Genomic DNA, 23831 nt, shown 5'->3' on the forward strand with positions numbered 1-23831 from the left:
GATTTACTTGGAGACCTGTATGTCGTCCTTTCTCGATGCGATTGAAAACATCACCCCGGAAATCTACGAGAGCCTCAAGCTGGCCGTGGAAATCGGTAAATGGCCGGACGGCCGCAAGCTGACTCAGGAACAGAAAGAGCTGAGCCTGCAGGCGATGATCGCCTGGGAAATGCAGAACCTGCCGGAGGAAGAGCGCACTGGTTACATGGGCCCGCAGGAATGCAGCAGCAAATCCGAGCCGGTACCCAACCTGCTGTTCAAGTCCTCGGATACCCTGCACTGATGAGTGAATTGGGACGTGGCTCGCTGAGCAAGATGAAGGCGCACCTGGACGCACCGGTGCAATACGCTTTCCGCCTGGGCGACGAAGAAGTACCGGTCAACCCGCTGGTGGGCAAGCACCTGCGCCTGGAATACCTCGGCGCCATCCATTGCACGCACTGCGGACGCAAGACCAAGACCAGCTTCAGCCAGGGTTATTGCTACCCCTGCATGCAGAAGCTGGCGCAGTGCGACGTCTGCATCATGAGCCCGGAGAAGTGTCATTACGATGCAGGCACTTGCCGCGAGCCGAGCTGGGGCGAGCAGTTCTGCATGACCGATCACATCGTCTACCTGGCCAACTCCAGCGGCGTGAAAGTCGGCATCACCCGCGCCAGTCAGGTGCCGACACGCTGGATCGACCAGGGTGCGACCCAGGCGCTACCCATCCTGCGCGTGGCCACGCGGCAGCAGTCCGGTTTCGTCGAGGACCTGTTGCGTAGCCAGGTAGCGGACAAGACCAACTGGCGCGCGCTGCTCAAGGGCGATGCCGTGCCGGTCGATCTGCTGGCGATTCGCGAGCAATTGTTCGATAGCTGCGGTACGGGCATCACCGAGCTGCAGCAGCGCTTCGGCCTGCAGGCCATTCAGCCGCTGTCTGCCGCCGAGGTGCTGGAAATTCGCTACCCCATCGAGGCCTACCCGGCCAAGATCAGCAGCTTCAACCTGGACAAGCAGCCGCTGGCCGAAGGTACTCTGCTCGGTATCAAGGGCCAGTACCTGATGTTCGACACCGGCGTGATCAATATCCGCAAGTACACCGCCTATCAGTTGGCCATCCACGAGATCGCCGCCTGACACCCGATTGCCACCGGCGCCCGGGGCGCCGCAGACGAGAGGCCAAGAACCATGCGCACCGAACAATCCAAGACCATTTATCTGAAGGACTATCAGGTTCCCGACTACCTGATCGACGAGACCCACCTGACCTTCGAGCTGTTCGAGGATCACAGCCTGGTGCACGCGCAACTGGTCATGCGTCGCAACCCCGCCGCCGGCGCTGGCCTGCCGAAACTGGTGCTGGATGGTCAGCAGCTTGAACTGCTGGAGCTCAAGCTCGATGACCGCGAGCTGGGCGAGGGCGACTACACGCTGACCGACAGCCACCTGACCCTGCAGCCGACGCAGGAACGTTTCGTGGTCGACAGCAGTGTGCGCATTCACCCGGAAAGCAACACTGCGCTGGAGGGCCTGTACAAGTCCGGCACGATGTTCTGCACCCAGTGCGAGGCCGAGGGCTTTCGCAAGATCACCTTCTACCTCGACCGCCCGGACGTGATGAGCAAGTTCACCACCACGGTCAGCGCCGAAAAGCATGCCTACCCGGTGCTGCTGTCCAACGGCAACCCGATTGCCAGTGGTTCGGAAGAGGGCGGTCGTCATTGGGCCACCTGGGAAGACCCGTTCAAGAAGCCGGCCTACCTGTTCGCCCTGGTCGCTGGTGATCTCTGGTGTGTGGAAGACAGCTTCACCACCATGAGCAGCCGCGAAGTAGCGCTGCGCATCTACGTCGAGCCGGAGAACATCGACAAGGTGCAGCACGCCATGGACAGCCTCAAGCGCTCGATGAAGTGGGACGAGGAGGTCTATGGCCGTGAGTACGATCTGGACATCTTCATGATCGTCGCGGTCAACGACTTCAACATGGGTGCCATGGAGAACAAGGGCCTCAACATCTTCAACTCCAGCTGCGTGCTGGCCAAGGCCGAGACCGCCACCGACGCCGCCCACCAGCGCGTCGAGGCGGTGGTGGCGCACGAGTACTTCCACAACTGGTCGGGCAACCGCGTGACCTGCCGTGACTGGTTCCAGCTGTCGCTCAAGGAAGGCTTCACCGTGTTCCGCGACAGCGAGTTCTCTGCCGACACCCACTCGCGCACCGTCAAGCGTATCGAAGACGTGGCCTACCTGCGCACTCACCAGTTCGCCGAGGACGCCGGCCCCATGGCTCACCCGGTGCGCCCGGACGCGTACATGGAAATCTCCAACTTCTACACCCTGACCATCTACGAGAAGGGTGCCGAAGTACTGCGCATGATTCACACCCTGCTCGGCCCGGAGCTATTCCGCAAGGGCTCGGACCTGTACTTCGAGCGTCACGACGGCCAGGCCGTGACCTGCGACGATTTCGTCAAGGCCATGGAAGATGCCAGTGGCATCGACCTGACCCAGTTCAAGCGCTGGTACACCCAGGCCGGCACGCCGCGTCTGGAAGTCAGCGAAGCCTATGACGAGGCGGCGCAGACCTACAGCTTGACCTTCCGCCAGAGCTGCCCGGCGACGCCGGGGCAGAGCGAAAAGCTGCCGTTCGTGATTCCAGTGGCGCTCGGCCTGCTCGATGCCCAAGGCTTTGAGCTGCCGCTGCGCCTGCAGGGCGAAAGCGCGGCGCAGGGCACCAGTCGCGTTTTGTCGGTGACTGAGGCTGAGCAGACCTTCACCTTCGTAGGCGTCGTCGAGAAGCCGCTGCCCTCATTGCTGCGCGGCTTCAGTGCGCCGGTCAAGCTGCACTTCCCCTACAGCCGTGACCAACTGATGTTCCTCATGCAGCACGACAGCGACGGCTTCAACCGCTGGGAAGCCGGCCAGCAGCTGTCCGTGCAGGTACTGCAGGAACTGATTGGCCAGCACCAGCGTGGTGAAGCCCTGGTGCTGGATCAGCGTCTGGTCACCGCGCTGCGCACCCTGCTTGAAGACGAGTCGCTGGATCAGGCCATGGTCGCCGAGATGCTCTCGCTGCCGGGCGAGGCCTATCTCACCGAAATCAGTGAGGTGGCGGATGTCGAGGCCATCCACGCCGCGCGCGAGTTCGCTCGCAAGGCGCTGGCCGACGCGCTGTTCGCTCCACTGTGGGCGCGCTACCAGGCCAACCGTGAAGTCTCCAAGGCCACGCCTTACGTGGCCGAGGCAGCGCACTTCGCTCGCCGCAGCCTGCAGAACATCGCGCTGTCCTATCTGATGCTCAGCGAGAAGCCCGAGGTGTTGGCGGCCTGCGTCGACCAGTTCGACAACGCCGACAACATGACCGAGCGCCTTGCCGCACTGGCCGTGCTGGTCAACTCGCCGTTCCAGGAAGAGCAGGGCAAGGCCCTGGCCATGTTCGCCGACTTCTTCAAGGACAATCCGCTGGTCATGGATCAATGGTTCAGCGTGCAGGCCGGTTGCCCGCTGCCGGGCGGTCTGGAGCGTGTGCATGCACTGATGCAGCACGAAGCCTTCACCCTGAAGAATCCGAACAAGGTGCGTGCGCTGATCGGTGCCTTCGCCAACCAGAACCTGATCAACTTTCACCGCGCCGACGGGGCCGGCTACCGCTTTCTCGCCGACCAGGTGATCACTCTCAACGCCCTCAACCCGCAGATCGCTTCGCGTCTGCTGGCGCCGCTGACCCGCTGGCGCAAGTACGGCTCGGCGCGTCAGGCACTGATGAAGGCCGAGCTGGAGCGCATCCTCGCCTCCGGTGAGCTGTCCAGCGATGTCTATGAAGTGGTGAGCAAGAGCCTGGCCTAAGGCTGATGCCGCTTAGGTAAGGCTACGGAAGCTGTGTTTCGTAGGAGCCCCGCCCCGGGGCGAAGCTTTTCAGGTTCGCGGCGAGGCGCCGCTCCTACACACTCGGTGCGTCGACGCTTGACTGGTTGGCTTTAGGCCTGAAACGGGTTTTGCTCCACAAAAAAAGTGTTACCGACCTCTGGTTGGTAACACTTTTTTGTTACCCAATGAAATATGCATGCAGTCCGTTATGCCTTTGCACACTTAAGTTCGGGCTTCGTCGCTTGACAGCGAGATGATATTCGTCACCCAACTGCGCTGCGAGGCGCGTGGTAAGTGGCATAAAGCGTCGGATCGTAGGACAAAGTGCGCCAGTTTTTCTGACGTATTGGTCAGTGGCTGATCAGTCACGAAAAGAAACTGGCCAACAGCTCTTCCAAGCCTGTTTGCGCTGATACACCTGTTTGAATTGGCACAATGGTTGCAGTACCGAGCTGGATCTGACCGCGTGCGAGCGCACGCTGGTCGTTGGAACATGTCGCTGCAAATAAAAACAGAAGCCGTCGTCAGTACGGCAATCGCGACCCGGATACGGGATCGCTCAAAAGAATGATCTGTCCACGGAGTGAGTCTCGATGGAAATTAAGTCCCGCAAGCCCGTTCTACGTTTTGCCCCGGCCAAGGCCGGCTTTGCGTTCGCAGGCGTTCTGCCGTTGCTGGTCGCCGCCCAGGCTCAAGCGGTGGAGTTCAGCTTCGCCGATAACGAAATCACCGGCTCCCTCGATACCACCATCTCCTACGGTCAACTGTGGCGCGTACAAGGCCAGGACAAGACCAACAACGACATCAACACCAACGATGGCAACCGCAACTTCGATACCGGCCTGGTTTCCGAAGTTTTCAAGATCACTACCGATCTGGAGGCTTCTTACCAGAACTATGGCGTATTCGTTCGCGGTACCGCTTTCTATGACACCCAGATCATGGACAAGCGCAACGATTACTATGACGCCAACACTCCGGCTCAGCCGAGCCAAAGCTATCCGCGCGATAACACCTTCACACGTGAAACCCGCCACAAGGCTGGTCGTGACGCGCAGATTCTTGACGCCTACGTCTATGGCAACTGGGACGTGGCCAACATGCCTGTCTCTGGTCGTTTCGGTAAGCAGGTATTCAACTGGGGCGAGGGTCTGTTCTATCGCGGTGGTGTGAACACCACCAACCCGGTCGATGCTGCCAAGTTCCGTTTGCCAGGCTCGGAAGTGAAGGAAGTGCTGGTTCCGGTCGAGGCGCTTAGTTTCAACATCGGTTTGACCGATAACCTTTCGATGGAGACCTTCTATCAGTTCAACTGGAAAGAGAGTGCTATCGATCCGGTCGGTACCTATTTCTCTGAGACCGACTTGTTTGCTGACGGCGGTCATACCGCTTATAACGAAAGTGGTGCGCTAGCTGGGGCCCTGACACCGAACCCGCGGCTCGGTGGTCTTTCGCTTTATCAAGCCTCCGTATTGAACCCTGCTTATGGGCTGAATGGGAGTTCATTTGCCACGTCTGACGCTTTCAAAGTTGCATCTATCAAGAATGACCTGAATGCCAAGAACGATGGCCAGTTTGGTGTGGCGTTTCGTTATATAGCGGAAGAGCTGAATTCGACGGAATTTGGTTTTTATTTTGTCAACTACCATGCCAAAGAGCCTGCGATCTACGCTCAGCTTGATGGGGCTTATGCTGGGCTAACTCCTGCGCAGTTTGGTGCTTTGGTCGCCAGTGCTCCGGTGCAGGGGGCGGCTGGCGGTGATCCTGCACTTGCGCAGCAGATTGCTGGCGGTTTGGTCTCGGTTGACGTGGCCAATCAAATTCAAGCAAGCCGCCAATATGCCGAAGACATCAGGATGATGGGGCTGAGCTTCAATACCACTGTGGGCAATGCGTCGGTATTCGGTGAGTTTTCCTATCGTCCCAACCTGCCGATTGGTATAGCCACAACTAACGACCTGTTGGGGCAAGTTCTCCAGCAAGCGCCACAGATCGCTTTGGGGCAGCAGGTGCAAGTGGGGGGGCAGACTGTAAGTCTGGGTAATCGTCGCTTGAGCAACTATGAACGTGTTGAGGCTTTTAACACGTCCATTGGCAGTATCTACAACTTTGGCCCGTCACTGGGCTTCGACTCCCTTTTTGGTGTTGCTGAGCTCGGTTCTGAACATATTCGTGGCAGCGATCTGAAGTACACAGACTTCCAGGGTAACGTGCGCTACTACTCCGGACGTGCGAACGGTTCCTATATCTCCGGCTATGACCGCGACGACCAGATCAACAAGAACTCCTACGGCTATACCCTGGTGCTCTCCGGCACCTGGAACGACGTCTACGCCGGCGTAAACCTGTCGCCGTTCGCCGTGTTCAAGCACGACTTCGAAGGCAACTCGCACCAGACCGGTAACTTTATCGAAGGTCGCAAGGCTTACACCGTCGGTATGCGCGCCAGCTATCTGAACAGCCTGGAAGCCGAGATCCAGTACACCGAGTTCTACGGCGCTGGTCAGAACAACGATGCGCGTGATCGCGACAATATCGGCGTCAACGTCAAGTACTCCTTCTAATAACCAAAATCGGAAAGAACGCCGGGCGCTTGCGGGCGCCCGTCACGACTCTTCATGGAGAATTACCCATGCTGAACAAGCACAGGCTGATGGCCGTAGCCGTTGCACTGGCGTTTTCCGCCGGTTCCGCGCTGGCTGCCGTTTCCTCGCAGGAAGCCGCAAAACTTGGCGATACCCTGACTCCCTTCGGCGCCGAAAAAGCCGGCAACGCAGCCGGCACTATTCCGGTCTGGACCGGTGGCATCACCCAGGCCCCGGCTGGATACAGCCGCTCGGGCCAGCACCACGTCAATCCGTTCCCCGACGACAAGCCGCTGTTCACCATCACCGCGGCCAACCTGAGCCAGTACGAGGCCAACCTGACCCCCGGTCAGATCGCCATGTTCAAGGCTTATCCGGAAACCTACCAGATGCCGGTCTACCAGACCCGCCGCTCCGGCTCCGCGCCGCAGTGGGTCTATGACAACACCATCAAGAACGCCACCAGCGCCAAGCTGGCCGATGGTGGTAACGGCTTCACCGACGCTTATGGCGGTATTCCGTTCCCGATTCCGCAAAATGGTGTCGAGGCGCTGTGGAACCACATCGCCCGCTACCGTGGCACCTACATCGTGCGCCGTGCCTCGGAAGTGGCCGTGCAGCGCAACGGCGCCTATTCGCTGGTGACCTCGCAGCAGGAAGCGCTGTTCAAGTACTACCTGCAGAACGGCTCGTTCGCCGATTTGAACAACATCATGTTCTATTACCTGTCGTTCACCACCAGCCCGGCGCGTCTGGCCGGTGGCGCGACCCTGGTTCATGAAACCCTCGATCAGGTGAAAGAGCCGCGTCAGGCCTGGGGTTACAACGCCGGCCAGCGCCGCGTGCGTCGTGCGCCGAACCTGGCCTACGATACCCCGATCGCCGCGGCTGACGGTCTGCGTACCGCCGACGACACCGACATGTTCAACGGTGCTCCGGATCGCTATGACTGGAAACTGGTGGGCAAGAAGGAAATCTACATCCCGTACAACAACTACAAGGTCACCAGCCCTGAGGTTAAGTACAAGGATCTGCTGCAGGTCGGTCACCTCAACCCGGCGCTGACCCGTAACGAGCTGCACCGTGTGTGGGTGGTCGAGGGCACGCTGAAGTCCGGCGCCCGCCATATCTACTCCAAGCGCACCCTGTTCCTCGACGAGGACAGCTGGCAGGCTGCGGTGGTGGATCAGTACGACGGCCGTGGTGAGCTGTGGCGCGTGTCCATCGCCTATCTGAAGAACTACTACGATCTGCCGACCACCTGGTCTGCACTCGATGTGTTCCACGATCTGCAGGCGCGCCGTTACCACGTGCAGAACCTGGACAACGAAGAGAACAACACCATCGACTTCACCCAGGCGGTTCCGGACGACGGTTATTTCAAACCGGCTGCCCTGCGTCGCCGCGGCACGCGATAATAGTCGTGTAGTCTCACGCGAAGGCCGCTACAGTAGTAGCGGCCTTTTCGTATCAGCTTGGCGAATAGGCTTCTATCACGCGGGTTTTGCCTTAACAAAACATAACGTCACGCCAATTGTCAGGGCTTTCCGAAGCTCGCTAGGATGGGCGGCCTGCTAAGAGTCTATTCACGTTTTCGCGAGCTAGAGCAATGCAAGGCAAAAACAAGCGAGGAAGCGCAGTGTACTTTTGTACATGAGCATTCCGAGCTGGTTTTTAACGTAGCAGGGCCGACGCGCAGCAAATCGTGAGTAGGCTCTGAAGGCAGTACCGCCTATAACAAGAAAGGGGGAAGGTATATGAGTGAGCCCGTCATGCGGCGCACCCAGTCCGGTCTGGCGCCCAAACAGGCGCGCAAATCGGCGCTCCGTGTCCATTCGCCGCTGGCTAAAGCGCTCTCGCTGTGCAGTGTGCTTTCCATTCTGGCTTTCGCTGCCGCACCCTTGCAGGCCGAGACCTCGGCTGCGGCTGACGCCGGTTACGCCATCGAGTCGCCCAAGGCCGTGCATAGCCTGCTGCTCGATGTGGTCAACACCGGTGAGCGCCTGGTTGCCGTTGGCGACCGCGGCCACATTCTCTATTCCAACGATCAAGGGCAAAGCTGGCAGCAGGCCAAGGTACCGACGCGGCAGATGCTGACCTCGCTGTTTTTCGTCGATGCCCAGCATGGCTGGGTGGTCGGTCATGATGCGCAGGTTCTCACGACGACCGATGGTGGCCTGACCTGGACCAAGCAGTACGAAAATCTTGAGCTCGAAGCGCCGCTGCTGGATATCTGGTTCAAGGATCTCGAGACCGGTTACGCCGTGGGTGCCTATGGTGCGCTGCTGGAAACCACCGATGGTGGCGAGAACTGGGAAGACGTCAGTGATCGTCTCGATAATGAAGATGCCTATCATCTCAATGCCATCACCGCGGTGAAGGATGCTGGTCTGTTCATTGTCGGCGAGCTGGGTGGCATGTTCCGTTCGCGCGACTGGGGTGAAACCTGGGAGACCGTCGAAAATAAACCCTACGAGGGTTCGTTGTTCGGCGCGCTGGGCACCGACGAAGCCGGCACGCTGCTGGTTTACGGCCTGCGGGGTCATCTATTCCGTTCCGCCGATTTCGGAGACAGCTGGCAGCAGATCACCCTCCACACGCCAAATAATGGCCCGCTGGAATTTGGCCTTGCCGATGGCACCTTGCTGCGCGACGGCAGCATCGCGGTCGTGGGGCATGGCGGTACCGTGCTGCGCAGCACTGATCACGGCCAGACGTTCAGTCTCATCAACCGCCCTGACCGTCTTTCGCTGGCCGGTGTAACTGCACTGGATAACGGCAACCTGATCCTGGTGGGGCAGGGCGGCGTTCACCTCGCCGCCTCGACTGGCGCCGATCTGGGCCAACAATAACAAGCCGGGAGCCTTTGCATGAGCAAGCACCAACAACAGCCTGCCTCCTTCCTTGAGCGGCTGATTTTCAACAACCGCCCGGCGGTAATCCTGATCTGCCTGCTGATCAGCATCTTCCTGTTCTATCAGGCTGCGCAGGTACGCCCGCAGACCAGCTTCGAGAAAATGATTCCGCTGGGCCACCCCTACATCCAGAAGATGCTCGAGCACCGTAACGACCTGGCCAACCTGGGTAATACCGTGCGGATCGCGGTGGAGGCCACCGATGGCGACATCTTCAGCAAGGAGTACATGGAGACCCTGCGTCAGATCCACGACGAGGTGTTCTACATTCCCGGCGTCGACCGTTCCGGTCTCAAGTCGCTATGGAGCCCGAGCGTACGCTGGACCGAAGTGACCGAAGAAGGTTTCGCCGGTGGCGAGGTGATCCCGCAGACCTACGACGGTTCTGCCGACAGCCTCGAAGACCTGCGCAGCAATATCCTCAAGTCGGGCCAGATCGGTCGCCTGGTGGCGAACAACTTCAAGTCCAGCATCGTCGATGTGCCATTGCTGGAGTCCTATCCGGATCCAAATGATCAGAGCAAGCTGATCAAGCTGGATTACCAGAGCTTCTCTCACGAACTGGAAGAGAAGATTCGCGAGAAGTACGAGGCGCAGAATCCCAACGTCAAGGTGCACATCATCGGCTTCGCCAAGAAGGTCGGCGACCTGATCGATGGCCTGGTTGGCGTGGCGCTGTTCTTCGCTGTCGCCATCGGCATCACCTTCGTTCTGCTGCTGTGGTTCACCCACTGCTTCAAGAGCACCCTGGCCGTGGTGATCACCACCCTGATCGCGGTGATCTGGCAGCTCGGCCTGCTGCATACCCTGGGCTTCGGTCTCGATCCCTACTCGATGCTGGTGCCGTTCCTGGTGTTCGCCATCGGTATCTCGCACGGGGTGCAGAAGATCAACGGCATCGCCATGGCCTCGGGGGAGGCGACCGACGCGCTCTCCGCTGCGCGCATGGCTTTCCGTCAGCTGTTCATTCCCGGCCTGGTGGCGCTGCTGTCCGACGCCGTGGGTTTCGTCACCCTGCTGCTGATCGATATCGGCGTGATCCGCGAACTGGCCATCGGCGCATCGATGGGCGTGGCGGTGATCATCCTGACCAACCTGATTCTGCTGCCGGTCGTGATTTCCTATATCGGTATCGGCAACCGCGCGGTGAAGAAGAGCCGTGAGGAAGCCGCCAAGGACCATCCGGTCTGGCGCACCATTTCCAACTTCGCTCATCCGATGGTGGCACCGATCTCCGTTGTCGTTGCCGTGGTGGCGCTGGCTGGTGGTGTCTGGTACGGGCAGAACCTGAAGATCGGCGACCTCGATCAGGGCGCGCCGGAGTTGCACCCGGACTCTCGCTACAACCTCGATAACGACTTCGTCATCCGCAATTACTCGACCAGCTCCGATGTGCTGGTGGTGATGATCAAGACGCCTAGCGAGGGTTGCTCCACCTATGAAGCACTGTCCGCCATGGACGAGCTGATGTGGAAGATGGAGAACACCAAGGGTGTGCAGTCCGCCATCTCCATGGTCACCGTGTCCAAGCAGATGATCAAGGGCATGAACGAGGGCAACCTGAAATGGGAAACGCTGTCGCGTAACCAGGACGTGCTGAACAACTCCATCGCCCGTGCCGAAGGTCTGTACAACGCCGACTGTTCGGTAGCGCCGGTGCTGATCTTCCTCGAGGACCACAAGGCCGAGATCCTGTCGCGTGCCGTGGCTGCCGCCGAAGAGTTCGCCGCGCAGCACAACACCGACGAGCTGCAGGTGGTGCTGGCTGCCGGTAACGCGGGTATCGAAGCGGCCACCAACGAGGTGATCGCGGCGTCCGAGACCACCATGCTGATCGCGGTCTACGCGGCGGTGAGCATCATGTGCCTGCTGACCTTCCGTTCGCTGGCTGCGACCCTGTGCGTGATCCTGCCGCTGGTGCTGACCTCGGTGCTGGGTAACGCGCTGATGGCCTTCATGGGCATCGGCGTCAAGGTGGCCACCCTGCCGGTGATCGCCCTGGGTGTGGGTATCGGTGTCGACTACGGCATCTACATCTACAGCCGTCTGGAGACCTACCTGCGTCAGGGCATGCCGCTGCAGGAAGCCTACTACGAGACGCTGAAATCTACCGGTAAGGCGGTGCTGTTCACCGGTGTCTGCCTGGCCATCGGTGTGGCGACCTGGATCTTCTCGGCGATCAAGTTCCAGGCCGATATGGGCTTGATGCTGACCTTCATGTTCCTGTGGAACATGATCGGTGCGATCTGGCTGCTGCCGGCCCTGGCTCGTTTCCTGATCAACACCGAGAAAATGCGCGCCAAGGCTTGATGCCTATCGCGTAGAACGAAAACCGCGGCCCTTGGGCCGCGGTTTTTTTATGTGCGTAGCGCCGGTATACGAGATGGCAAGCCGACTGCTGGATGGCTGCCTGGGGTAGGAGCCCCGCCTCGGGGCGAATGTTTTTGTTGCCGGCCTGTATGGCGCCCCCGACCGGCAGTCGAGGTCAGGCAAGCTGTGCAGATTCGCGGCGGGGCGCCGCTCCTACAAATGGATCGCGTCGCCGCTCAACGCATACATAGCACTAGCCCCGTCCGCCAATGTTCAGCCCCGTGTAGCCCGGATGAAATCCGGGGGGCGTCGTCGACAGTCATATCCGCAATGCCAGGCCCAAGTCTCGCGGCTACCGGCCAGGGCGAATGCCCGGCTACTGGCCACGGCAGAGCGAACCCTCTGGCGGGGACAGTGCCATGGTCGATTGGTGCGCGGCGTATCCAGGGATCAGCGCGGATATAGTACGTAGGGTGGGCCGGGCGGCGATCCGTTTCAGCCCTCCAAGGCCAGCCGCTGTTGGTGGGCTGAAACGGATCGCCGCCCGGCCCACCTTACCACTTGCACGCCTCGAACTGCGTATCCTGCAAGCCCATCGCGCGCCTAGCGCGGATACAGCGGCGGCAGCGCGCTGCTTTCCTGCGGCGCTGCGCTTGGCTCCTGTGCGGTGGGCAGGTTGCGAATCGCCTTCCACAGCTCCTCGCCTTGCCATTGCTGGCCAACTTCGCTGTACAGCGCGCCGTTGAGACCGTCCAGGGCGTCCGACAGCGGCACGTAGCGTGCGGCCATATCGGCGAGGGTTTCCGGTTGTTGGCGAGCCCAGGCGTCGAGTGCATGACGAGTGGCCTGGGCATCGCCGGCCTGGCAGGCACGCTTGATGTCGTCGAGTAGTGTGCGCGGGCTCGGGCCACTCTGCGCCGCGCGCTGGATCGCCGGTTGCCGGCGGGCATGCCACCACAAGCCGAAGCCGAGCAGCGTGGTCAAACTCAGCACTGCGCAGGCCAACTGCCAGGGCCACAGTTCCGGCCCCTCGATCACCTGGGTCGTTACCATCGGCGTATTGGGTTGTTCATCGTTCTGCAGTTGCGGGTTTTCCGCGACCTGCAGCGTACGGGCGGAGAGGGTGGTGCGCTCCAGCGTGTCGGTCTGGGTGTTCCACCACAGCACTTCCAGGGGCGGCAGATCGAAACTGCCGCTGCGATTGGGTACCAGCGCCTCGCGTTCTTCGCGGGTACCGATGATGCCCGTTTCGCTCTTCTGGTCGCTCATTTGCGGCTGATCCGGGTAGCGACGCAGGCCGTCGACCTGGGTTGCCGGCAATGGCGGCAGCTGGGCGCTGGAAAGGCCATCGACCTTGAGAATCAGGCGGCGGGTCAGGGAATCGCCAACCTGGCTCTGCTCCGGTTGCGGGTTCCAGGTTTCCGCCAGGCCCAGGGCACGCGCCGGTAGCCAGGGCGCGTCAGCCGGGTAATCGGTCGGCTTGGGTTTGACCTGCAGCGGAATGTCCGGTGATTTGACCCGCGAGACCTTGCCGGTGCGGGGGCCAAAGGGCAGGAAATCATTGCTGCGCGAGCGGTCGACCAGGGTGGCGCTGAAGGTCTGGCCCGGGATCACCAGTTGTCCGCTGCGCTGCGGGTAGATGGCGTATTGCAGCTCGATCACGCCGTGCAGCACGCCGCCGATGCTCTTCTCGTAGGTGCGTGGTTCGCCCAGTTGCTCGACCCGCGCATCCGCTATGCGCAGGGGCGTCAGGCTGCTGTCGTCGTACATGGACACCGAGTGGTAGATGCGCAGGGTCAGCACGGCCTGGGCCTGAACGTAGACGTTGTCCTGATCGAGGCTGGCATCGATGAATACCGGTGCCAGCTGTTCGCCGTTGCCGGCGCTGACGGCTGCCTCGACATTCAGCGTGATCGGCAGGGTTTCGGCGTCTTCCAGGCGGATCGCCGGGATCGTCACCTCGCCGTTGCGGCGTGGCTGCAGGGTCAGGATCCAGCGAGTGCTGGCGCGTGGTGTATCGCCGATGCTGCTCAAGCGATTGACCTGGCGGCTGCCAAGCACCTCGAAGTCTTTATCCAGCGGGCTCAGGTCGGGTCGGCCGAAGCGGGTCGGGTCGGTCGACTCCAGCGTCAGCACCACGGTTTCGCCCTCGCTCAGGCGAGTGCGGTCGACGCTGGCGAAAAAGGCTTCTGCATGGGCCTGCCCCGCGAGCAGTAGAAGAAGCAGGAAGACCAGACGCTTCATTGATTCGAGTCCTGACGCTGTTGCTGTTCGTACCAGAATTTGCGCCGCAGCAGTTCGGCCGGGTCATCCGGGATCTGCCGCAGCCATTGTTCCAGCGCTTGCCGGCGTTCTGCCGCCGTGCCCAGATCGGCTTCCGTGCGGGGTGGCGCAACGGGCTCGGCGTCGCTCGGGAGTTCACTGCTGGTACTGGGCTGGGTGTCTTCCCCGGCGCCATTGGCGCTGCCCTGTGTTTCGCTGCGCTCACTGTTCTCGCCCGTGCTGCCAGGCTTGGCGGGTTGTGCGGTGTTGCTCTCGGCAGGCTGACCGGCCGAAGACTCACTGGCCTCCGGCTGCTCGTTGGCGGGTTCCTGCTGCTCGTCCGAATCGCCACTGCCTGACTGCTGCTGATTCTCGCGCTGGCGCAGCGCTTCTTCTACCAGGGCTTTGTTGTGCTGCGCTGCCGCCAGCTCCGGCTGGCGTTCCAGGGCTTGCTCGTAGGCGTCGAGCGCCGCCTCCAGTTCGCCGGCCTTGGCCAGGGCATTGCCGCGATTGTAATGATCGGCTGCGCTGTCGCCCTTGGCGAAACGTTCTGCGGCGGCGGCATAATCCTCGGCCTCATAGAGTGCCTTGCCTTGCCACTGCGGATCGACGAAGCGTTGCGCGGCCTCGGCCGGGCGTTGCGCCTGAAGCAGGCGCTGGCCCTGCTGATCGGGGCGCAGCCAGAGATCGTCGAGTTCGAAGGCATGACTGCTCTGTGGCGGCAGCATCAGCAGCAGTGGCAGGCAGAACAGCCAGCCGCGACGTCCGGCGCAGGCGGCGAGCAACAGCAGCGGCAGCAGTAGCCAGTAGCCCTGGTCGATATGGCTGTCGAGCTGTGTCGGCTCACCCGCTGCGCGCATGGCCTGCGGGCCGTCGAGCAGGCCCAGGCGACGCAGGTCCTCGTCGTCCAGGCGGCTCGCTGCGTAGCGGCCGTTATGGGCTTCAGCGGTTTCACGCAGGCCGCGCGCATCGAGGCGCGGAATCAGGATGGCGCCGCGCGAATCCTTGAGGAAGCTGCCGTCTTCCTGCACCACCGGCGCGCCTTCGCGACTGCCCACGCCGAGGATCAGCAGGGGTACCGAGCGCTTTTGCAGCGCTTGCTGGATGCCGCTGCGCTCCTCTTCATCGAGGGCGCTGGTAATCAGCAGCAGGCGACCCTGGCCAAGTTGCGCCTGGTCGAGCAGCTGCAGTGCACGGGCCACGGCCAGATCGGCGCGACGCCCCGGCTCCGGCATCAGCGAGGGTTTCAGCGCTTCGAGCAGGTTGCGGCTGGTGGCCAGGTCATCGGACAGCGGCACCAGGCTGTGTGCGCTGCCGGCGTAAACGATGATCGCCGTCTGCGCATCGCGACGCGCTTCGAGCAGATCGAGCAGCTTGCGCCGGGTCTGTTCCAGGCGGTTGGGGCGACCGTCGGTGGCGAGCATCTGCGGCGTCAGTTCGAGCAGCACCACCAACGGATCGGCAGGCTTCTGGTTGCTCTGCTCAACGCGCTGCCAGCTGGGGCCGAGCAGCGCCAGTATGGCCAGCAGCCAGGCCAGGCCGAGTGCCAGCCAGGGCAGCTTGCTGGAGCGGCCGCTGCCACCCTTGAGCAGCGCCTGATGGAAGGCCGCCGGCAACAGGAGTTGCCAGCGCCCGCTCTGGCGCTCGCGATGCCACAGGCGCCAGAGCAGCCAGGCCAACACAGGCACTGCCAGCAGCCATAATGGGCGCAGCCATTCCGGCCAGAGTAGGCTCATGTACGCCTCCGCAGCCGCTGTAGCAGGTCGGGCCACAGTACCTGACCGACCAGCAGCAGCGAGCCCAGTAGCGCCAGCGCCAGCGGCCAGGGATAGAGGGCCAGGGCCGGGCGGGCGAGGGTAGGTTGCTGGGCGACCGGTTCGAGGCGGTCGAGGGTCAGTTCGATCTGCTCCAGATCGGCCTGATTGCGTGCACGGAAATACTCACCGCCAGTGACGTCGGTGATCGCGCGCAGGCTGGTTTCGTCCAGATCCAGGGCGCTGAAGCCGAAGCTGCCGAATGCACTGCTTTGCTGCGGATCGGCGCCGATGCCGATGGCATAGATGCGTACGCCTTCATCGGCGGCCAGTTGCGCGGCGACCATCGGATCGATCTCGCCGCCGTTGTTGGCGCCGTCGGTGATCAGCACCAGCACGCGGCTCTGCGTCGGGCGCTGGCGCAGGCGCTTGACCGCCAGGCCGATGGCATCGCCGATGGCGGTGTTCTTGCCGGCGATGCCGATCATGGCTTCGTCCAGCCAGGTGCGCACCGTGTGACGGTCGAAGGTCAGCGGTGCCTGCAGATAGGCCTGGCTGCCGAACAGGATCAGGCCGACCCGATCGCCACGGCGGCCTTCGATGAAATCGCCGAGCAGGCGCTTGACCAGTTCCAGGCGGCTGACGGGCTCGTCGTCCCACTGCATGTCGGCGTAATCCATGGAGCCGGAGACATCCACCGCCAGCAGCAGGTCGCGGCCGCTGGCCGGCAGCGGCAGCGGTTCGCCGACCCACTGCGGCCGTGCGGCGGCGCACAGCAGCAGAAACCAGAGCAGTGCCAGCGGTGCTTGTTGGCGCCAGCTGGGCAGGGCGGCGCGGGCGCGGCGCCCGCTCAGGGCCTGCAATTCGTCGAGAAAGCCGACACGCAGCGCCGCATCGCCGCTGTCGGCTGGAGGCAGCAGCAGGCGCAGCAGCCAGGGCAGCGGCGCGAGCAGAAAGACCCAGAGCCAGGCGAACTCAAACATGCTTGCGAATCCAGATGGCGATGGCCTGATCGAGCTCCACGATGGCCTTGTCGCTCAGCGTGCACTGCGGCCTGTAGCCGCCATCGACGAGGATCATCCAGCGGGTCAGGCCCGCCGCCGGGCAGCGGTTGTCGAGAAACGCCAGCCAGGCGCGGCTGCTCAGGGTGTGGCTGGCACTCTCTGGATAGCGTTCGCGGCACAGGCGCTTGAGCAGGGCGTTGAGCTGCTGCAGCCAGGGGCCAGCCGGAGCACCGTCATAGGGTTTGCTCAAGCGTGCCAGCTCATCGAGCGCGGCCTGACGCAGTGGGTCGAGTGTTTGCTCAGCAGCCACCTTGGGCGTACGTCGGCGCCAGTTGCGTAGCAAACGCCACAGTGCCCAGCCGAGCACTGGCAGCAGCACGGCCAGCACCCACCAACCCGGAGCCGGCGGCCACCAGAGTATGGGAGGCGGGTCGATCAGCGGCTGCAACTGGTCGATGGGGTTCATAGCGACTTTCTCGAATGCAGGGCGCTGAGTTGCTCCTGCAATTGCTCGACCAGTTCGAACTGGGTGCTCAGCGGCAGCAGCGGTACGCCGAGCTTCTGCGCCAGACGCTGCCAGCGTGCTTCACGGGCCTGAGCCTGGGTGCGGTAGGCCTGGCGCAGGTCACCATTGTGGCTGTCGAGCTCCAGCTGAGCGCCGTTCTGGGTAAAGCGCAGCAGGCCGGCAGCCGGCAGGGCGTGATCGAGCGGGTCGGACAGCGGCAGCAGTAACAGATCGGTGTGGCGCGCGAGCAGTGTCAGCTGCTGTTCGGCGTTATCGCTGAGGGCGCGTTCGTCGCACAGCACGATCACCAGGCTGCCTGGGCGCAGCACCTCGCGGGCGCGGCGCAGGGCCAGGCCGAAGTTGTCGCGGCCCGTGTTGGCCTGGCTCTCCGGGCCGAGCGCCTGGTTGGCACGGGCCAGCAGATTGAGCAGTTGCAGCAGGCTCTGCTTGCTGCGCCGTGGTTTGACTTCGTGATGCTCGTTGTCGGCGAACACCAGGCCGCCGATGCGGTCGTTATGCCCCAGCGCAGCCCAGCCGATCAGCGCTGCAGCACGCGCGGCCAGCACCGACTTGAAGCACTGGCCGGAGCCGAAGAACAGGCGCTGGCTCTGCTCGGCGATGATGAAGATGGGACGTTCGCGCTCTTCGTGGAACAGCTTGGTGTGCGGCTCCTGGGTGCGTGCGGTGACGCGCCAGTCAATGGTGCGCACGTCGTCGCCCGGCTGATAAACGCGCACCTGGTCGAAGTCCACGCCGCGACCGCGCAGCTTGGAGTGGTGCAGGCCGATCAGCGGGCTGCGCCGAGCCGGTGTGGAGAACAGCGGCACTTCATGCACCTTGTGGCGCATGTCGATCAGCTCGCCGAGGGCGATATGGATGCCGGGTTGGCTGGCCGGGGTTTGCATGGGCTTCAGCCCGTAGCCCGGATGCAATCCGGGGAGGCAGCGTGATCAGCCCGGAATTGCATCCGGGCTACGTGGGACAGGCGCATGGGGCGCGGCTGCATCAAGCCACCGCCACCACGTCGAGGATGCGCTGGATCACGCGGTCCTGATCGACGCCCGAGGCTTCGGCCTCGAAGGACAGGATGATGCGATGGCGCAGCACGTCGAACAGCACGGCCTGGATATCTTCCGGGCTGACGAAGTCGCGTCCGGCCAGCCAGGCGTGGGCGCGTGCGCAGCGGTCGAGGGCTATGGAGCCGCGCGGGCTGGCGCCATAGGCGATCCAGTCGGCCAGCTCGGCATCGAACTTGGCCGGGGTGCGGCTGGCCATCACCAGTTGCACCAGGTACTCCTCCACGGCATCGGCCATGTACAGGCCGAGAATTTCCTTGCGCGCGGCGAACACCGCCTGCTGGCTGACCCGGTGTTCGGGTTTGACCTCGCCATTGAGTGCCTCGCCACGGGCCTGGGCAAGAATCTTGCGCTCCACCGCCGCGTCGGGAAAACCGATCTTCACGTGCATCAGGAAACGGTCGAGCTGCGCTTCCGGCAGTGGGTAGGTGCCTTCCTGCTCGATGGGGTTCTGCGTGGCCATGACCAGAAACAGCGGCGACAGGTCGTAGGTGCTGCGGCCCACCGACACCTGGCGCTCGGCCATGGCTTCGAGCAGCGCCGATTGCACCTTGGCCGGGGCACGGTTGATCTCGTCGGCCAGCACCAGGTTGTGGAAGATCGGCCCCTGCTGGAACACGAAGCTGCCGGTTTCCGGGCGGTAGATCTCGGTGCCGGTGATGTCCGCCGGGAGCAGATCGGGGGTGAATTGGATGCGATGGAACTCGCCTTCTATGCCTTCGGCCAGTTCCTTGATCGCCTTGGTCTTGGCCAGACCAGGGGCGCCTTCGACCAGTAGATGGCCGTCGGCGAGCAGGGCGATCAGCAGGCGCTCGATGAGCTTTTCCTGGCCGAGAATCTGGGTGGAGAGAAATTGGCGTAATGCGACCAGCGCTTCACGGTGTTCCATCGTCGGGCTCTTCTGGCGGATGGGCGGGGCTTTTACTGCCGCGCGTGCAGACCGCCGACTTTAATGCATTTGCGGCTTCGGCCGCTATGTGTGGCGCGGGTCATGAACAGTCTGGCAACAGAAATGCGAGGGATGTCGCCAGCGCTGAAATGACCCGCCGTCGACGAGGGCGGGTCATGCAGCCAGGTGCGACGCTATTGCCACTGCGCCAGGAGCCGGCGCTGGGTGAGCAGGGCGCTGTCCTGCGTGGTGGGAGCAAGCTGTATGGTCTGCCCCGGCAGGCATTGCGCCAGCCGAGCCACGGCCTGTGGCGTCAGCGCGCCGAGACGCGGGTAGCCACCGATGGTCTGGCGGTCGTTGAGCAGGATGATCGGTTGGCCATCCGGTGGCACCTGCACGGCGCCCAGCGGGATGCCTTCGGAGATCATCGAACTGCGCTGGCATTGCAGCTGCGGGCCGTTGAGACGAATGCCCATGCGGTCGGCGCGCTGATCGATCAGCCATTGGCTGTTGAAGGCGTCGAACAGGCTCTGTCCGCGAAAATCGCCAATTTGCGCACCCAACACCAACTGCAGGCGCGGCACATCCTGATACTCGGGAATGCACTCGTTGGGCATCTGCCGCGTTTCATTGGCGTTGCCGCTCCAGCCCAGAGCATCGCCGACAGCGATGGCGCGGCCATCGCCCTGCAGGCCACCAAGGCCTTCACGTAGCATGCTGGCGCAACTGCCCAGCACCAGCGGCGCCTGGAATCCACCTGGCGCTGCGAGATAGGCGCGCGCGCCCTGGCGCGGCTGGGCGAAGCTCAGACGCTGGCCCTGGCGCACCTCGAAGCTGCGCCAGGGCGCCAGCGGCTGCTCGTCCAGACGCGCGCCGAGGTCGGCACCGGTCAGCGCCAGTGTGGCGTCACGGCGGCATTCGAACTCGGCGTTGCCCAGGGTGATCTCCACCACAGCGGCAGTCAGCGGGTTGCCCAGCAGCCAGTTGGCCCAGCGATGGGCAACCCAGTCCAGCGCGCCGCACTGGGTCACGCCGAGGTGACGCACGCCGAAACGGCCAGCATCCTGCAGTTGAATGAAAGGGCTGCTGCGCAATACGCGCAGGCCGCCATCGATAGCGCTCATTGGCTGGCCTCCAGCGGGCTGTCGTCACCGCCCAGGCGGATGAATTCGGCGCGCTCGATGGGCACGAAACACACCCGATCACCGGGTTGCAGCAGGCTGTAGCCTTCGATGTCGCTGCCGAACAGGCGGCTCGGCGTGCGCCCGATCAGGTTCCAGCCGCCAGGCGAAACCACCGGGTAGGCGGCCGTCTGTCGTTCGGCGATGCCGACGCTGCCGGCGGCGATGCGCTTGCGCGGCGTGCTCAGGCGCGGCGCGGCGAGGATTTCCTCGACCAGCCCCATGAAGGCGAAGCCGGGCGCGAAACCCAGGGCGAATACCTGATAGGCATGGCCGCTGTGCCGGGCGATCACCTCCGCCTCACTGAGCCCGCTGCGCCGCGCCAGCAGTTGCAGCTCCGGGCCGACGCTGCGGTCGTACCAGGTGGGCAGCTGGTGTTCGCGACCGCCTTGCACATCGGCAGGCTGCAAGCCATCGAGTGCTTCGGCGACCTTCGTGCGCGCCTGCTCGCTGTCGAGCTGGCACAGGTCGTAGTGCAGCAACAGCGTGGTGTAAGAGGGCACCAGGTCGATCAGTGCGCCGCCGAACGCTGCCTGCAGGCGCGTACGCGCTGCCAGCATCCATGGCATGTTGGCTTCATCGATATGCTCGAACAGGCGCAGGATCAGGCTGTCGATGCCGGCGACTTCCAGCCGGGCGTTGGGCGCCTTCATGCCTGAACCAGGCTATCGAAAGCCTGGCGGATGCGCTGCACGGCTGCCACCGAACTGGCGTTGTCGCCATGCACGCACAGGGTCTGCGCCGCCAGGGGCAGTGCGCTGCCGTCGCTGGCCTGCAGGGCCTCGCCACGGGCCAGGGTCAGCGCCTGGCTGACGATCACTTCGCTGTCGTGATGCACGGCACCCGGCAGGCTGCGGCTGACCAGGAAACCGGCGGCATCGTAGGCGCGGTCGGCGAAGGCTTCGAACCACAGGGTCAGGCCGAATTCGTCGCCCAGCGCCTGGGCTGCGCTGTTGTCGCGGGTGCACATGAGCATCAGCGGCAGCTGGCGGTCGTACTTGGCCACGGCGCTCATCACCGCACGCAGGGTGGCGGGCTTGCGCATCATGTCCTGATACAGCGCGCCGTGAGGCTTGACGTAGCTGACACGGGTGCCCTGGCTGCGGCAGATGCCTTCCAGCGCACCGATCTGGTAGAGCATCAGGTCTTCGACTTCCTGCGGCGTGCAGTCCATCGAGCGGCGGCCGAAGCCGACCAGGTCCTGATAGGCGGTGTGCGCGCCGATACGGACATCGTGGGCCACGGCCAGGGCCACGGTCTTGCGCATCACGCTGGGGTCGGAGGCATGGAAGCCGCAGGCGATGTTGGCGCAGTCGATATAGGGCATGACCTCGGCGTCCAGGCCCATGGTCCAGGCGCCGAAGCTTTCGCCGATGTCACAGTTCAGAAGCAGGTCGTTCACGCGGGAGCTCCTCAGGCAGGCAGCCGGTAAGCCGGTGCTGGCGCGGCTTGCGACGGCCGTAGCCGTCATCCATGGCTGTCATTTTTCAACGGCCTGCCGGAGGCGTCCAACTAATTAAAGCGTGCGCCCGATATAGGAAAAGTCGATGAGGCTCAGGTCAGGCGGAACTGCCTGGCGCTGCGTCCCAGTGCATCGACCTGGGATGACAGCCCATCGGTATGGCCGCCCAGGGCATGGCGCAGGTCCTTGCTCTGCCCGGTGTGCACGTGGATGGTTTCCATCTTGTCGGCGATGTCCTCGGTGGTGGTGGAAACTTCCTCGATGGCCACCACGACCTGGTTCATCTCGCCGGTCAGGCGCTCCATCGCCGAGGTGATGGCGCCGATGGCGTCGGCCACCTGCGCGGCATGTCGCTCGCTGTCGGCAGCCAGGTTCAGCCCGTTGCTCATCAACTGGTGCATGTGTCGGGTCTGTTGCTGGAACTCGCCGACGATGGCGCTGATGTCGGTGGTTGCTGCGACCGTCTTCTGCGCCAGCGAGCGCACTTCATCGGCCACCACCGAGAAACCACGACCGGCATCACCCGCCCGGGCGGCCTCGATTGCCGCGTTGAGGGCGAGCAGGTTGGTCTGGTCGGCGAGGCTGTTGATCACATTGACGATGCCGCTGACCCGGGCGCTGCTCTGGCCGAGGGCATCGACCTGGCTGTGGGTGTCCTGAATCAGTTGCGCCAGGCGACTCATGCTGTCGACGCTGGCGGCGATCACCTCGCCGCCGTTACGCGCGGCATCGTAAGCGCTGGTGGTGGCGGTGCCGACTTGTGCCGTGCGTTGCGCCATGTCGTTGAGGGTGGCGCTGATCTGGTGCGAGGCCGAGGCGGCCTGCTCGGTCTGCATTTCCACCTGGGTGCTGTTGTCACCCAACTGGCGCATGGCATCACCCAGGTGATGGTGCAGGCGGCTCAGCTCGCCGTTGGCACGGACCACTTCGGCAACGATGCCGCCGATGCCCTGGATCATGCGGTTGGCGGCATCGGCCAACTGGTTGAACTCGTCGCGCGGGTTGCTGCCCACCGGCAACTTGCCGGTGAGATCGCCGGAGGCGACCTGGGTGAGTAGCTGAATGACGTTGCGCAGACGGGTGACCAGGGTGCGTGAAGCCTGCAGCAAGGTGAGGCAGAGCAGGGCGGCGACAGCGAGGAAACTCAGCCCCATCATCCACAGCGCGGACAGGCGGGCCTGCTCGGCTTCCTGGGTGCGGCGCAACAACAGGCCGCTCTGCAGCGCCTGCGCTTGTTCGTCGATGCGCGTCTGCAGTTGCTCGCCCAGTTGGCGCAGGCGCTGATTGGTCGCGTTGATGCGCTCGATGTTGCCATGGATATCAGTGAACGCCTGGGCATAGCCCTGCACGTTCTTGCCGATCGGTGTGTCCTGCCATTCGAGATCCGCGATCTGCTCCTGCAGCTTGCCGATCGCCGTCAGGGCAATCTGGGCGAACGCCGGGTCGAAGGTCGACAGATAGTCACGTTGGCTGCTCAGAGCGCTGGTAATGAAGGGTTTGATCAGCTCGAAGCTGATCGCTTCCAACGCCTTGCCTTTTTCCGTCAATGTTTTGCGCTGGCCCTCGAAAGGCGTCAGGCCCAGGGCCTGATTGAGGTTCAGCCACTGGCGCTGTTGGGCCAGTTCCTCGAGCAGCACGGCCTGGATCTGCTGGGCGTGTTGCAAGGTGGCGTCGTCTTCCAGTGCCTGGGCTTGCGTCAACAGTTGTCCGATGAGTTCTTGCAGCTCATTGAGACCGCTGTCGAACTCTGCCTGCAGGTCGGGGGTGATCTGTTGGCGCAGTGCGTTCTGTTGCCACCAGTGGTTCATCAACTGGGTACTGGCGCTGGCATAGGCTGCCGCCTGTTCCCTCGCCTGTAAGGCGCTGCTGACGCGATGGTTGGCCCATAACGACGCGGCCGCCATCAAGATCAGGCTGATCAGGGTGAGCGCGATAAGGGCGCGGAATTTTTGTTGCCAGGACAGTAAAAAGCTCACGATAACGCCTCGCCATCTTCTTCAGGATGATTCTCAGGAGTCGGCAAGTTGTCATACAACTTG

At 63.0% G+C, this 23831-nt stretch carries 17 protein-coding genes; 7 read left to right on the forward strand and 10 right to left on the reverse strand.

Annotated features, from left to right (window positions below):
* Nucleotides 1-19: 19 nt before the first annotated feature.
* From BLS08_RS10100 to BLS08_RS10130, 7 genes are all read left to right on the forward strand, one after another.
* Nucleotides 20-283, forward strand: a complete 264-nt coding sequence (locus tag BLS08_RS10100) for a YeaC family protein (protein ID WP_017679055.1) — start codon at nucleotides 20-22, stop codon at nucleotides 281-283.
* On the forward strand, nucleotides 283-1119 hold the full coding sequence (locus tag BLS08_RS10105) for a DUF2797 domain-containing protein (RefSeq protein ID WP_090336460.1): 837 nt from the start codon (nucleotides 283-285) through the stop codon (nucleotides 1117-1119). The genes BLS08_RS10100 and BLS08_RS10105 overlap by 1 nt, the downstream gene beginning before the upstream one ends.
* 51 nt (nucleotides 1120-1170) lie before the next feature.
* Nucleotides 1171-3828 (forward strand): aminopeptidase N, encoded by a 2658-nt coding sequence (gene pepN, locus BLS08_RS10110; RefSeq protein ID WP_090336463.1) that lies wholly within the window; start codon nucleotides 1171-1173, stop codon nucleotides 3826-3828.
* Between the two features lie 614 nt (nucleotides 3829-4442).
* Complete coding sequence (locus BLS08_RS10115; RefSeq protein WP_090336466.1) at nucleotides 4443-6413, forward strand: DUF1302 domain-containing protein; 1971 nt, start codon at nucleotides 4443-4445, stop codon at nucleotides 6411-6413.
* Between the two features lie 68 nt (nucleotides 6414-6481).
* Nucleotides 6482-7852, forward strand: coding sequence for a DUF1329 domain-containing protein (locus tag BLS08_RS10120; protein ID WP_090336469.1), 1371 nt, complete (start codon nucleotides 6482-6484; stop codon nucleotides 7850-7852).
* 339 nt (nucleotides 7853-8191) lie between these two features.
* Nucleotides 8192-9286 carry a WD40/YVTN/BNR-like repeat-containing protein gene (locus BLS08_RS10125; RefSeq protein ID WP_394327943.1) on the forward strand — a complete coding sequence of 365 codons (1095 nt, stop codon included), beginning with the start codon at nucleotides 8192-8194 and terminating at the stop codon, nucleotides 9284-9286.
* Nucleotides 9287-9304: 18 nt separating this feature from the next.
* Complete coding sequence (locus BLS08_RS10130) at nucleotides 9305-11659, forward strand: efflux RND transporter permease subunit (RefSeq protein WP_090336476.1); 2355 nt, start codon at nucleotides 9305-9307, stop codon at nucleotides 11657-11659.
* A 603-nt stretch (nucleotides 11660-12262) separates the two neighbouring features.
* Here the strand turns inward: BLS08_RS10130 and BLS08_RS10135 are convergent.
* From BLS08_RS10135 to BLS08_RS10180, 10 genes are all read right to left on the reverse strand, one after another.
* A complete protein-coding gene (locus BLS08_RS10135; protein ID WP_090336480.1) occupies nucleotides 12263-13903 on the reverse strand; it encodes a BatD family protein in 1641 nt (546 codons plus the stop codon).
* A complete protein-coding gene (locus tag BLS08_RS10140; RefSeq protein WP_090336483.1) occupies nucleotides 13900-15657 on the reverse strand; it encodes a VWA domain-containing protein in 1758 nt (585 codons plus the stop codon). Before BLS08_RS10140 ends, BLS08_RS10135 begins: the two co-directional genes overlap by 4 nt.
* Entirely contained in the window at nucleotides 15654-16658 is a 1005-nt protein-coding gene (locus BLS08_RS10145; RefSeq protein ID WP_090336486.1) for a vWA domain-containing protein, read from the reverse strand. The genes BLS08_RS10140 and BLS08_RS10145 overlap by 4 nt, the downstream gene beginning before the upstream one ends.
* On the reverse strand, nucleotides 16651-17145 hold the full coding sequence (locus BLS08_RS10150) for a DUF4381 domain-containing protein (protein WP_090336488.1): 495 nt from the start codon (nucleotides 17143-17145) through the stop codon (nucleotides 16651-16653). Before BLS08_RS10150 ends, BLS08_RS10145 begins: the two co-directional genes overlap by 8 nt.
* Nucleotides 17142-18089, reverse strand: a complete 948-nt coding sequence (locus BLS08_RS10155; RefSeq protein WP_075748576.1) for a DUF58 domain-containing protein — start codon at nucleotides 18087-18089, stop codon at nucleotides 17142-17144. Before BLS08_RS10155 ends, BLS08_RS10150 begins: the two co-directional genes overlap by 4 nt.
* 100 nt (nucleotides 18090-18189) lie before the next feature.
* Nucleotides 18190-19149 carry an AAA family ATPase gene (locus tag BLS08_RS10160; protein WP_090336490.1) on the reverse strand — a complete coding sequence of 320 codons (960 nt, stop codon included), beginning with the start codon at nucleotides 19147-19149 and terminating at the stop codon, nucleotides 18190-18192.
* Between the two features lie 194 nt (nucleotides 19150-19343).
* Nucleotides 19344-20273: a 5-oxoprolinase subunit C family protein gene (locus tag BLS08_RS10165; protein WP_090336493.1), complete on the reverse strand. Its 930-nt coding sequence runs from the start codon at nucleotides 20271-20273 to the stop codon at nucleotides 19344-19346.
* On the reverse strand, nucleotides 20270-20983 hold the full coding sequence (locus tag BLS08_RS10170; RefSeq protein ID WP_090336495.1) for a 5-oxoprolinase subunit B family protein: 714 nt from the start codon (nucleotides 20981-20983) through the stop codon (nucleotides 20270-20272). The genes BLS08_RS10165 and BLS08_RS10170 overlap by 4 nt, the downstream gene beginning before the upstream one ends.
* Nucleotides 20980-21732 (reverse strand): 5-oxoprolinase subunit PxpA, encoded by a 753-nt coding sequence (locus BLS08_RS10175; protein WP_090336498.1) that lies wholly within the window; start codon nucleotides 21730-21732, stop codon nucleotides 20980-20982. Before BLS08_RS10175 ends, BLS08_RS10170 begins: the two co-directional genes overlap by 4 nt.
* 152 nt (nucleotides 21733-21884) lie before the next feature.
* Nucleotides 21885-23768 (reverse strand): methyl-accepting chemotaxis protein, encoded by a 1884-nt coding sequence (locus tag BLS08_RS10180; protein ID WP_090336502.1) that lies wholly within the window; start codon nucleotides 23766-23768, stop codon nucleotides 21885-21887.
* Nucleotides 23769-23831: the final 63 nt, after the last annotated feature.

The organism is Ectopseudomonas chengduensis (genome assembly GCF_900102635.1).
Classification (GTDB): Bacteria; Pseudomonadota; Gammaproteobacteria; order Pseudomonadales; family Pseudomonadaceae; genus Aquipseudomonas; species Aquipseudomonas chengduensis.